Here is a 13,036-nt window from a genome sequence, read left to right as displayed (position 1 = left end):
CCGCACCAGAATGGGTGTTCTGGCACTACTATCCACGATTCAGGCGGTGGCGACGGTTGGGCAGGCGTATGGCCTGACTCGTGCCTTGGTCTCCATATGGGAGCTCCACTCCTTGAACTCGATTGTGCTGCCTGTCTGCATCTTCGTCACGGCTTTCATCGCCCGTCAGCTCTGCGAAGTGGGCAAGAAATGGGTCGCATCGCATTTTGCCGATCAGGTCGTCAAGGACTTGCGCCCACAGGTGCAGCACAAGCTTTTCAAGGCGGGTCCAGCTTCAATGGCTCAGCGGGGGACTGGCGCAACCGTTACGATGCTGCTCGATGGGCTGGATCAGACGAAAACATACATTCAAACCATCATGCCGAAGATGCTGGATATGGGCATCATCCCTGTGGTGATTCTCGTGGTCGTCTGGTGGGAAAATTCGCTGGCAGGAATCGTGCTGCTCGTGGTGTTCCCCCTGCTCATGTTCTTCATGGCAATTCTGGGAATAGCGGCTCGTGATAAATCCGATAAGCAGTATGCAGCATTCCAGAATCTAAACAATCGCTTTGTAGATACGATCCTTGGCCTTCCCACGCTCAAGATGCTCGGCGTGAGCGACAACTATGAGGATGAAATATACAAGGTCAGCGAACGATTCCGCAAACGCACGATGAGCGTCATCATGGTGGCGATGTCATCATCCTTCGCTTTGGACTTTTTCACGACCTTGAGCATTGCCGTGGTTGCGGTGTTCCTTGGTGTCAACCTGATCCACGCGAGCGTAGCGCTGTTTCCGGCGCTGTTCGTGCTGATTCTGGCCCCAGAATACTTTTTGCCCATCCGACAGTTCGGCAATGATTATCATGCCACGCTCAACGGCAAGAACGCGCTCAATGACATCACGACCGTCCTGCAGACGCCGGATCCTGCCCGCGATGAAGACCTCAACCTTGACGCATGGAGCGAAGACAGTGACCTCAAACTCTCTCACATCAGCTTCGCATACGACATGCCACACGAAGAGAAGTCGGATGCGACAGTCACGACGCCTCATGCGCTTCAGGATATTTCCCTGCATGTTCACGGATATCAGAGCATTGCCATAGTAGGCCGATCTGGTTCAGGCAAATCGAGCCTTATCGACATGCTCGCAGGGTTTCACGCTCCGCAGGAGGGGAACATCGTTCTGGATGGGATTTCGACAACACATCTGAACATTGCATCCTGGCAGCGGCATATTTGGTATATTCCACAAAAGCCGTACATCTTCCATGGCACCATTGCCGACAACATTCGTTTCTATACGCCTGATGCCTCTGATGAGCAGATTCAGTCGGCCGCCATGCAAGCAGGACTCGGAGACTGGCTGAGCACCTTGAAGGATGGTCTGAACACTGCCATCGGGGAGGGCAACCGTGCAATCAGCGGCGGGCAGGCCCAACGCATCGCTTTGGCTCGCGTCACGCTGGATAGCAGCCGTGAGATTCTGCTTTTCGATGAGCCAACCGCCCACCTGGACATTGAGACGGAATATGAGCTGAAACAGACACTGGTGCCCATCATGCGTCACCATCTGGTTATTTTCGCCACGCACCGTCTGCACTGGCTTGACAGCGTTGACAGGGTTGTGGTGCTGGACAAGGGCAAGGTGGTACAGAGCGGAGTACCCAAGGAATTGCTGACAGAGGCTGGACCGCTGCAAGCGTTGATCGGTGAGATCGGAGGCGGTCACGTTGACGACTAGTACGAACAGCAGCGACATCAGTGCAAAAGATGCTGCAACTCAGAGGACATCGGCACATCATGGCTTGACCAGCTATCTGCAGGCGTGGCAGCATGACCATTGGTTCTGGCCATACCTGCGTCAGAACCGTTGGCATCTGGCATTGATCTTCTGTCTGGGTGCGCTCACCTTCGTGTGTGCAGCCGGTCTGATGTTTACCTCTGGGTATCTGATCAGTCGCTCCGCTCGACACCCATACAACGTGTTGATGGTGTATGTGCCCATCGTACTGACCCGTGCCTTTGGCCTGGGAAGACCAACATTCAGCTACGCAGAGCGCATACTCAGCCATGACTGGGTGCTGCACGTCGTTTCGAAGCTGCGTCTCAATCTGTACAAAACCCTTGCCAAGGATGCCTCGTTCCTCAATGAGCATGAGCAGACTGGCAGCGTACTCGGCGTGCTTGCCGATGATCTCGATCATCTGGAGAACTTCTATCTGCGCACCATCTTCCCGACAATCGTCGCATTCATCGTCTGGGTGCTCGTCACCATCTCCATGGGCATCTTCTCATGGCCGACATGCCTGCTGATTCTGGTCATATTTGCGCTGGTCCTTCTGCTCGCGCCAATGATTTCCTTGCAGCATGCCGACATTCACTATTACCGCGAGAAGGCTGCGCGCAACAGTGAATACACGAAGGTTGCCGAGGAATATCTCGGACTGAGCGACTGGATGATAACCCATCGTTCACAGGAATTCGTGAGCGCAGGGGAGAGCGAATCCCATACGATTGCACAGAGCACTAGCGCGCGCGAATCCTTCGACCGTTGGCGTGACTTCTGGATTCAGCTGGCCTTCGCATGTGCCGCCGTAGTTCTCATGGTTGCCGCAGCCCTGGTGATGACCTCCTCCACTTCGTTGGCGGACTATGCTGCAGCGGTCGTGCTCTCAATCTTCCCGCTTATCGACTGCTTCATCGTGGTTGCCCAAGCGGTGGAAGAGGTACCGCTGTATGGCGAATCTCTGGCACATCTCAATGGATTGAGCGCTCGGGTTGCAGCCAATGAGCTGCCGTCAATGCCTCAGCAGCCGCTTGACGGGCCGATAGAATCCATCGACTTCGATCACGTCACCTTCCGTTACGGCCCGGAGGAGACGCTGCTGCTTGACGACTTCTCGCTGCATATTACGGTCGGGCAGAAGGTTGCATTGCTCGGGCCAAGCGGCGAAGGCAAGACCACCATTCTGCAGCTGCTCCTCGGCGACTTGATTCCCACAAGCGGCGAGATTCGCATCAACGGGATTCCCGTCCGGGCACTTCAGGATGCAAGAAAGCATCTCTTCGGATATCTCAATCAAGACCCGTTCATATTCCGGGCGAGCATTGCCAGCAATGTCCGTCTAGGCAAGGCAGAGGCAACGGACGAAGAACTCTGGAATGCCTTGAAAACCGTGGAATTGGATGAAGCGGTCCACCAGATGCCAGAAGGCTTGAATACTGTAGTCGGCGAAATGGGCAGCACCCTTTCGGGAGGACAGCGCGAGCGGCTGGCATTGGCCAGAATCCTTGTCAAGGACACCCCCATCGTGTTGCTCGACGAGCCGACGATTGGACTGGACCCAATCACCGAAAGACATCTGATGTCCACGATATTCGAAGCGAATGAGCGCAGAACGCTTCTGTGGGTCACACACCATCTGCAAGGTTTGGAGCATGCCGACTGGATGGTCTTCCTCGAACATGGACACATCCTCATGCAGGGTCATCCTGACGAGCTGTATAGAAGCAACGAACGATTCAGAACGCTCTACCGCATGGATGTCGCCGATATGTGATCATTCGGCTCAACTGCTGGCAACCAGCAGTTGAGGCGCGGAATTGCTAGATGCCTGCACTGAAACGGTCGAGCATCGACACGAGCAGATCACGGATGCCCTGCTCCATCGACATCTTGCTGAGGATCTCTTCTGCTTGCGCAATGTGCTGCCTTGCCCAGGATTTGCTTGTCTCGATAATCTGGGGATTGCTGTCCAGATATGCGAGAACGGCATTCACGTCATTGTCACGAAGCAGCTGTGTGATTGCTGGATTCTCCTGTTGCGCCAGGAGAACGGGAAGCGTATAGATGCCGTCGGAGATGTCTTCGAGCTTCGGTTTGCCGGTATCCTCGGCAAGATTGAAATCTTCAATGTCATCGGCAATCTGGAAGGCGATGCCGAGGTGTCTGCCAAATGTCGCCGCTGCCTCGATCATCGATTGATTCGGATGCCCGTTGGTGCTTAGACGTAAGCCGGTTATGCATGAATGTTCGAACAGGGCGGCAGTCTTGCCCGTGATGGCACCAATATAGTGATCTACCGATGTTTGTGTATGATGTCGTGCAGATTCCTGACTGAGTTCGCCATTGAGGATCTTGCAGAGAATCGATGCCTGCTCACGCATGAAATCCAAGTCTGGTGCAATCTGCGCCATGATTTCAATGTATCGGGACAGGATCAGATCTCCTAAATAGATCGCTGCCTTGTTACCGACTATGGTCTGTACTGTTGGCTCGTTTCGTCGCATGTCGGCGTCGTCTACGACATCGTCATGAACCAGTGTCGCCAAATGCAGCATCTCGATGCATGCAGCCCCCGTGATGACTGAATCGTCGAGAGGAGCCGATGCTCCACGCTGCATTCGTGCAAAAAGGAGTACCAGTGATGCTCTGAGCATCTTGCCGTGGTTGTCAAGAAGCTTGCGATAGTGATCAGCATATGGTTCAGCGGCGCTCTGCTCGCTATGGAGTCTGACCTTGACCCGATGCAGATCGTGAGCGAGTATGACTTCCTGATTCAATGGCTTTCCCTTTTCCCCAGCATGTACATTACAGTCCCACTAAAGTGTACCCATATCTGGGAGCCGCTCTAGTGCTGGATTCTTCGCGGCAAGGCAAATACCAGCAGGAAAGCAAGCACTGCGAGGGCTGCACTCGTAAACATGGCGACTGATGCGGCATGGGTGAAGGTCGCTGCCACAATGGCATGTGTGATACGTTCATGGGGAAAGTTCAGCGAACCGAAAAGCTGTGAGCCGATGATCGCGATGCCCGAGGCTGCGCCGACGCGTTGAGCGGTGCCTACGATGCCTGAAGCTGCACCGGCATCGGGACGTTTGACGGTGGCGACGATGAAATCGACGTTCGGGGCGATGAAGAAACCAGACCCCATGCCGGCGATGAGCAGCGGAAGCAGCAGCACCCAGTTATTCAACTGCCCGGTCGGAAGCAATGCGAGCAGAAGCCAGATGCATACGAGCCCTATCGCAACCATGCCGGTTCCAATGCTGAGCACGGTTCTGCCCAGCGTATATGCGAGGCGGTGACTTTGTGAAGCGCCCAGGATCGAACCGATGGCGAATGGAGCTGCCATATACCCGGATTCAAGAGCAGAGTGTCCCAGCCCTGCCTGCCACAGTATTGAAAGGGTAAAGAAAATGCTGGTGAACGCTGCAAAATAGACGATCGCAAGAATGACGCCACCCGTGAACTGGCCTCTTATGAAAAGCTTAGGAGGGATAAGCGGCACGATGCCGCGTGATTCCAGTCGAATCTCCCACAGAGCGAAGACAGCCAGCAGAACGACGCCCGCAATCATCAGAAGCCACGTCCACATTGGCCATCCTGAACTTTGACCCTGTATCAGAGGAACGAGCAAGGCGCTGAGCGCGCATGTCATGAGCGCCAGTCCAATGATGTCCGACTTTCGGTGATGTCCGCTCATCGTGACGGTGGGGAGCAGAATAGCGCCACCGATAACCGCTATCACGCCGAAAGGCAGATTCACGTAGAAGACCGATCTCCAGCCATCGCTTTCACCGAACCATTCGATAAGCAAGCCACCCAGAACCGGTCCTATGGCAGTGGAGAAACCGATGACCGCACCCATCACTGAGAATGCTCGGCTTCTGGTTCTCTTGACGAAGAGCAGCTGAATGAGGGCGGTTACCGCTGGATAGAATATGCCTCCAAACAGTCCCTGAACGACTCTGGCACATATCAGATTGAGGGAGCTGTCAGAAATTCCGCACCAGAAGCTCGCAAGCGTGAACCCAGCCAACCCAACGGTAAAGACCCATTTGTGGCCAATCCTATCGCCTATGCGGCCTGCTGGAATCAATGCGAGACCGAAGGCAAGAGCATACCCAGAAACCACCCACGAGAGCACGGCTTCCGAAGCGTTCAGGCTCACGCGTATCGTCGGCAGCGCAACGTTGACGATGGTCGTGTCCAGCATGGACATAGCCACTCCCAGGAGCAGCACGGCGAGGGACGTCCAGTTCCTTGAAAGGTGTTGAGCCGTGTCATCCGTATCTGAGCTCTGTTGATTCTGGTGGGAGGCCATTGATCGTTCCATTTCTCTTGCTTTTACTCTCTTGCGTCGCTTTCCAAGCGTGGACATTCTAGGCACAGTCCCTTCACTTCACCATGCGATTGTGCGAATGGAATAGCCTGAGGCATGTCAGATATCTCACATTTCGATTAGATAAGCTTCGGTATCTGCTGTATTGCTCCCAATGCGAGGGGAGAGGAAGGCATGTTTCGCTGAAGACCAAGGGATTCATGTCGAGAGCATAATGGAATGCAGCTCTGCTGGAACACGCTTAAGCTTAAGGTTTTCGATCATTTCTTAAGTGGAGAGATGATGATTCACAGATTGGATGAATATGGAACATCGCATAAGTATTCTTGGATATGGTCATGCAGGAGCAAGCATCGCCGCCACCCTTGAGAAGGCGGGCAATGCCATAACCGTCGGGCTTCGTAATCCTGGCAAGCTGGACGGCGCAGTTTCTATTGAAGAAGCCATCAAAGCCAGCGACATCGTCATCGTCGCACTTCCCTATGATGCAGGATATGAAGTGGCACGGCAATATTCCAGCGAGTTGGCAGGCAAGATCGTCATCGATATGATGAATCCACTGAAGGCCGATCTTTCAGGATTCAATACATTCAACGGCAATTCGGGAGCTGAGCATGTACAGCAGCTTCTTGAGGATTCAACAATCATTGAGACCTTTAACCATGCTGATGCCCCAGTGCTGGCAAACCCTCGTGGCGCACTGCAGTTCGTAGTCGGCAATGATGCTTCGTCTGTCGATACGGTTGTCGCCATCGTGAAGGATGCGGGCTTTGATGCCCAAGGCATCACAGATTTAAGCAAGACGCGAGAGTTGGAAGCATTCGCCTATTTCTGGATATACTTCACCGCGATGCAGAGGAAGAACATGGATTTGCATCTCAAGCTTGTCTGAGCGGAGTCTTCTGTGCTGACGCACGCTCGACGACGCCGAACTGCGCATGCCTAGTGCTCGGCGGTGTATTATCGTGGAGCTGGAAGAGGCAGGCTGCGCTGGACTGCAAGTCGATTTGGTGAAATAGTCGGCAGGGGAAGAGACGACCGACAGGGGAGCACAATGACCGATAGGGGAATGATAATCGGCAGGAGAATGGTTGATGAGTAGACGGCATCAGGTGCCTGGACTCAGCAACAGTCCACTGTCTTGGCTCGCTGCCCTCATCATCGTGGTGCTTATTGCGGTGTGGCAAGGCTTTGGGAATGCACACAGCGCATCAGACCAAGCCAGCAGATCATCGAATCAAGCATCCGCATCGAGCGAGGCTTCACGCACTTCAGATGTATTGTCTGGGAATGCCGGTGCCTCGTTCGCACCGGCATTCAAAGCACCTGTTTCCTACGCAGTCGCTCTGGGATATGCCCAGCAGTCGAATGTGGCAACGCCACATATCAAGGGCTATAGTCGGAACAGTCAATTTGGAGACTGGCAGAAAAGCAGCTCCCTGTGCGGGTACGGAACAACCAGAGACTACGTGTTGCAACGGGATCTGACCAATGTTGCCATGAATCAATACTGCAAGGTCCAATCCGGTGATTTCCTTGATCCGTATACCGGAAAGAGCATGCATTTCCTCAAGGGTCCCAAGACGAGTGATGCCATTCAGATCGATCATATTGTTGCCGTGCAGGATGCTTGGGCATCAGGCCTATGGCAAACATCCAGAGCGGGGGAGCGAGTCACCTATTACAACGACCCGCAAGTGCTGCAAGCCTCGGACGCGGCCAGCAATGAGGCAAAGGGCGCTGGCGTGGATTGGGACGCTGCCACGAATCCTGTATGGCTCCCCTCGAACATTGCTTGGCGCTGCGACTACATGGCAAAGCGCGCCTCGATCAAGCACCAGTACCATCTCAGCATGAGTCAGGGTGAAAAAGCACAGACCGTGAATGTCCTTGCACAGTGCGCAAAGGCATGATCACGGTCTGGCAGAAGCGTTGGGTCAGCGTTTACGAAATCAAGCGGCTGTTGCTATCGACTGGGGAACTGGTTTGAGACCATCGTGGATGAAATAGATGTCATACCAAACAAGGAAGGTATAGATGGTCCAGATCTTTCGCCTTGCATCGACACGGTTTGCATAATTGTCATCAATCATGGTGAGCAATGCTTGCTGGTCGAAGAATTGGGGCACAAAGTCCTTCGTGAACATGGAACGAACGTGAAGGTAGCAGCGTTCTTCGCGCAGCCACTTCTTGATTGGAACAGGGAAGCCCAGTTTCTCGCGATCATACCATTCTTTGGGTATATGGCGTGCTGCGGCGAGACGGAAGGCATATTTCGTGTTCTCATCGTTGATAAGATACTTGGTTGGAACCTTTTCCGCGACTTTCATGAGTTCCATGTCAAGCAGGGGCACGCGAAGCTCGAGAGAGCTGGCCATGGTGAGCTTGTCGGCCTTGAGCAGGATGTCACCAGGCATCCACTGATGAAGATCAAGATACTGCTTCTTCTTGATCTCGGACAGATGCTTCCCCTTGATTCGATCATAGATGCGCGACACGATTGAGCGGACGCTAGGGCCATTCCGATATTCAGGCTTGAGCAGCTGCTCCGACTCTTTCTCGTTGAATACCCTGGCCTGTCCGATGAAGGAGTTTTCGGCCTGAGAGAGGTTTGCGTAGAGGTGCCATGCCCCATGGAATGACTTGCCCTTGCACCATTGCGCGATACCCTGCCTCACGCCGGATGGCAGATGGGCGAGGATGCGGGTAATGACCTTGATGAGCTTCGACCTGGTATGCACGCCGTAGCCAAGATATCCTCCGAACAGCTCGTCCGCGCCCTCACCGCTCAGGACGACGCTCAGATCACGTGATGCCATTCTCGCCAGGAAGAACAGTGGGATGCATGAAGGATTCGAATCCGGTTCATCCATATACCATTGGATCTGCGGAAAGTATGCGAATGCTTCGTCTTCCTTAACGGTTGCCGAGGTGTTGTCGACATCGAGCAGCTTCGCAAGATCCTTGGCCTGCGTGGACTCATTGTATGTATCTTTGCCAAAGCCGATTGAATACGTGTGTTCAGGCTTTGCCAGAGCTGTGACATAGCTGGAATCCACGCCGCTTGAAAGGAACGAGCCGACCTCTACATCGGCGATCAGGTGATGTCGGACAGAATCTTTGACGGTTTCATCAACGGACTCCACCAGATCGTCAAGATGCTGCTTGGTCTCGCCAAAGGCAGGATCCCAGTACTCGTGAATGTCGAGCTTGTGGTTCTTGTAAGTGAAATAATGTCCTTCCTTCAGCTTGAACACGCCTTTGAAGAAGGTTTCGTCAAGCGGCGAATACTGGAAGGTCATGTATGGCTTGAGAGCGTCGGCATTGAAAGTCTTGACGAAGTCAGGATGCTGCAGCATGCTTTTGATTTCGGAGGCGTACATGAAGGTATCGCCCATCATTGCATAGTAGAATGGCTTGATGCCAAATTGATCTCGTGCACCAAAGAGTTCCTTGGTTACGCTATTCCAGATTACGAAGGCAAACATGCCGCGCAACTTGTTCAGCACTCCAGTTCCCCACTGCTCATAGCCGTGGAGAATGACCTCGGTATCTGACTTTGTCGTGAAATCATGTCCAAGCTCGATGAGCTGCTTGCGAAGCTCTTCAAAGTTGTAGATCTCGCCATTGAAAGTGATCGCCATGGTGCGGTCTTCGTTATAGATCGGTTGATCGCCGCCCCGGAGGTCGATGATGCTCAGACGCCTGAACCCGAGTGCCGCATGCGCATCAACGAGATGTCCTTCCGAATCAGGTCCACGATGAGCAATGATGTCTGTCATGTCCTTGAGTACGCGTCTCTTGACGTCTTCTGGTGCATCGCTGACGAATCCAGCTATCCCACACATATTGTCTTCCTTCCCAACTCACTATATCTATCCTCTCTCCAAGGCTTAGGGCAGGCAGACTTTTTGGAAAAACATTCACATGATGTTGTTTTTCCGGCGAATCCTGCCATTGGAGGAACCAACTTTCTATCATGGCGTTCGAGGAATAGACTCATTTCACGATAGGATGTCACCACGACGACGACATGTCGTAGAGATGAATTCATGGCTAACGAGGCCCTGATTCAACGGTGCATGATGCGTGTGGATGTATGTCGTGCGCAGCTCGACACAGAAGCAGATATAGTTTCCGCTATGATATAGTTTCTCATATGAAATCAATAAATCCGTCTATCTCCTCATTCGAAAAGTCTCTTATGCTGTTGCAGTGTGAGTTTGTCGCTGAAAGGAATCGAGTGAATCCGCAGCGGGTCACGTGGCTGCAATATGACATCTTGTTCGCATTGCGAGATGATCCATTCCTGCCCTCTGTGCTCAGCAGACGCTTAGGCATTGCGCGTTCGAAGCTTTCGAAGAATCTCGGTGTGCTGAAAGCGTTGGGCTATGTCGAGCAGATGCCGGGCTCGGATGATAGAAGAGAGCTGCAGACGACCTTATCCAAGCTCGGCCAAACATTTATGCACGAGGTTGATCAGCAGCATCAAGAGCTTGTGGATGTTGCACGATCTGTTTGGTCGGAGAGTGAGCAGTCTCAGTTTGAAGTTCTGTCGCAGAAGCTGATCGATGCGCTTCGCAAGGACAGGGTTGCTCAATGAATCGTCGTGACATTCTGATCGAACATGCGACCACCAACAATCTTAAGGATATTACGGTAACAATTCCCAAGCATAAGATCACGGCAGTCACTGGCGTCTCTGGTTCCGGCAAGTCCTCGCTTGTCTTCTCGACACTTGCTGCGCAGTCTCAACGAAGCGTGAACGCGTCATACAGCGCGTACGTTCAGCAGCTATTGCCGAAGTATCCGGCTCCCTCGGTTGGTCGCATGGAACATGTGCCTTTCTCCTTGGTGGTCGGACAAAAACCCATAGGTGGCAACGCACGTTCTACCGTCGGGACCTACAGCGATCTCTATACCTCACTGCGTCTTCTTTTCTCGAGGATGGCCAAGCCTTTCATCGGTTATTCGATGGCATACTCTTTCAACACTCCATCGGGCATGTGCCCCAAGTGTCAGGGACTGGGATTCGTCAGAGATATTGCTCCCGAGTCGCTTCTTGACATGTCGATGTCGTTGAATCAGGGTGCTGTGCGATTTCCTACATTCCAGCCTGGTGGTTGGAGACTGACGAGATATACGGAATCTGGATTTTTCAACAATGATGTGCCACTCAAAGACTGGTCTGCTGCCTCGTTGGAATTGCTGCTGCACGGAAAAAAGCAGAAGCCTGTGCATCCTTCGGCGCAATGGCATAGCAGCGCGAGCTATGAAGGTCTTATTCCGCGAATTGAAAAAACAATTGAAAAATCAATGACGAATCGTGACTCACACGCTTATGAGAAGGACATTGCACGGATTTCGCAGATCGGAACTTGTCCAGCCTGTAAAGGAAGCCGTCTGAACGACAAGGCTAGGTCTTCGAAAATTGAGGGGACAAGCATCACTGATTGCAGCTCAATGAGCATACAGGGGCTACTTGACTGGGCAAATCGTCTGAATGCAGGTTCTTCGAAGGTGATAGTCGGTGCGATGACTGCAAAGCTTGCCAACCTGATAGAAGTCGGTCTGGGATATCTCAGCCTTGATAGAACGACTACGACGCTTTCAGGCGGTGAGACTCAACGACTCAAGTTGGCCAATTTTCTGAACAGTCCATTGAATGACATCCTGTATATCTTCGATGAGCCGAGCATCGGCCTTCACCCACACGACCTATCGGGTGTCGCTCAAATTTTTCAGGGCCTTCGAGATAAAGGAAACACGCTGGTTATGGTGGATCACGATCCGGACCTCATCAAGATTGCTGACCATATCATCGATCTAGGGCCGGAAGGTGGAAAGAACGGCGGAACAGTAACTATGCAAGGCAGCTATGCAGAACTGTTGTCCAGCAACACGAAAACTGGCCAAGCATTGAGGAACCCTGGGATGCTGTCGCAGCAGACAGCCCCCAGCAATGAATTTATAACGATTACGAATGTCACGAAGCATAATCTCGATAATGTGACGGCAAGATTGCCGAAGCGCAGACTCACGGTCGTCACTGGAGTCGCTGGATCAGGGAAAAGCACGCTCATCGCAGAAGGATTGCTCAGACAGCATCACGGCATCATGCTCGACCAGAAACCCGTGCATGCAACCAATCGTTCGAATTTGCTAACATATCTTGGTGTCTTTGACATGCTGCGTGATGATTTTGCGTCAGCAACGCATAAGGAACCATCGATGTTCTCATACAATGGGAAAGGTGGGTGCCCTGTATGCAAAGGCAAGGGGATGATAACGCTTGATATTGCATATCTTGGTGAGACTTCGACACGATGCGAAGAATGTGACGGAGTTCGATATTCCAAACAGGCCTTGCAATATCGTGATCGTGGCCTCAACATAGCTCAAGCACTTGCCTTGACTGCGCAAGAGGCTCAGCGCCTCTATCCGAAATCGCTGGGTTCGGCCATGCGACACTTGCAGGAAGTCGGCTTGCCATATCTGTCGATCGGACAGTCGCTCAACACGCTTTCAGGAGGGGAACTTCAACGTCTTAAACTGGCCAAGCTCCTGATGAACGAGACAACGGATCTATTGGTTCTGGACGAGCCGACAAGTGGTTTGCATGAATCGAACATCCAGCAGATCATCGACCTGCTCAAGGTAATCATCGACAAACGTGGTATCACCGTAGTCGTTATCGAGCACAATCTGAGATTCATTGGACAGGCCGACTGGATTATCGATGTTGGGCCCGGTGCAGGGAAGCAGGGAGGGCGCATTCTCTCGGAAGGGCCGGTACAGCAGCTAATCGCGGACGGGCATTCCTTCACGGCTGAAGCGCTTCGAGCCTATTACAGGAATGAGCCGCACGCAGCATCGTCCCGCGCAATGGTTGCACTGTCATGAGCAACGATTGTCAGTTCATT

9 protein-coding genes are annotated in these 13,036 nt (G+C 52.8%); 6 read left to right on the top strand and 3 right to left on the bottom strand.

Annotated elements, in window-relative coordinates:
* The first annotated feature begins 10 nt into the window (after nucleotides 1–10).
* Both cydD and cydC read left to right on the top strand, forming a co-directional pair.
* Nucleotides 11–1,729: a thiol reductant ABC exporter subunit CydD gene (cydD, locus tag QN215_RS06160; protein ID WP_369343461.1), complete on the top strand. Its 1,719-nt coding sequence runs from the start codon at nucleotides 11–13 to the stop codon at nucleotides 1,727–1,729.
* On the top strand, nucleotides 1,719–3,548 hold the full coding sequence (gene cydC / locus QN215_RS06155; protein WP_369343460.1) for a thiol reductant ABC exporter subunit CydC: 1,830 nt from the start codon (nucleotides 1,719–1,721) through the stop codon (nucleotides 3,546–3,548). Before cydD ends, cydC begins: the two co-directional genes overlap by 11 nt.
* Before the next feature lie 46 nt (nucleotides 3,549–3,594).
* Here the strand turns inward: cydC and QN215_RS06150 are convergent, their stop codons facing one another.
* Entirely contained in the window at nucleotides 3,595–4,551 is a 957-nt protein-coding gene (locus QN215_RS06150; RefSeq protein ID WP_369343459.1) for a polyprenyl synthetase family protein, read from the bottom strand.
* Nucleotides 4,552–4,619: 68 nt separating this feature from the next.
* Nucleotides 4,620–6,095, bottom strand: a complete 1,476-nt coding sequence (locus QN215_RS06145) for an MFS transporter (RefSeq protein ID WP_369345096.1) — start codon at nucleotides 6,093–6,095, stop codon at nucleotides 4,620–4,622.
* A 316-nt stretch (nucleotides 6,096–6,411) separates the two neighbouring features.
* Between QN215_RS06145 and QN215_RS06140 the strand changes: the two genes are divergently transcribed.
* On the top strand, nucleotides 6,412–7,005 hold the full coding sequence (locus tag QN215_RS06140; RefSeq protein ID WP_369343458.1) for an NADPH-dependent F420 reductase: 594 nt from the start codon (nucleotides 6,412–6,414) through the stop codon (nucleotides 7,003–7,005).
* A gap of 202 nt (nucleotides 7,006–7,207) precedes the next feature.
* Complete coding sequence (locus tag QN215_RS06135) at nucleotides 7,208–8,026, top strand: hypothetical protein (protein ID WP_369343457.1); 819 nt, start codon at nucleotides 7,208–7,210, stop codon at nucleotides 8,024–8,026.
* Between the two features lie 39 nt (nucleotides 8,027–8,065).
* Here QN215_RS06135 and asnB read toward each other — a convergent pair whose 3' ends face one another.
* A complete protein-coding gene (gene asnB / locus QN215_RS06130; protein WP_369343456.1) occupies nucleotides 8,066–9,961 on the bottom strand; it encodes an asparagine synthase (glutamine-hydrolyzing) in 1,896 nt (631 codons plus the stop codon).
* Nucleotides 9,962–10,356: 395 nt separating this feature from the next.
* Between asnB and QN215_RS06125 the strand changes: the two genes are divergently transcribed.
* On the top strand, nucleotides 10,357–10,716 hold the full coding sequence (locus QN215_RS06125; RefSeq protein ID WP_369343455.1) for a MarR family winged helix-turn-helix transcriptional regulator: 360 nt from the start codon (nucleotides 10,357–10,359) through the stop codon (nucleotides 10,714–10,716).
* A complete protein-coding gene (locus QN215_RS06120; protein ID WP_369343454.1) occupies nucleotides 10,713–13,016 on the top strand; it encodes an ATP-binding cassette domain-containing protein in 2,304 nt (767 codons plus the stop codon). The genes QN215_RS06125 and QN215_RS06120 overlap by 4 nt, the downstream gene beginning before the upstream one ends.
* The last annotated feature ends 20 nt before the right edge of the window (nucleotides 13,017–13,036 follow it).

Origin of the sequence: Bifidobacterium sp. WK041_4_12 (genome assembly GCF_041080795.1) — a bacterium.
Taxonomy (GTDB): Bacteria; Actinomycetota; Actinomycetes; order Actinomycetales; family Bifidobacteriaceae; genus Bombiscardovia; species Bombiscardovia aquikefiricola.
This window is presented reverse-complemented; position numbering and strand designations above follow the sequence as displayed.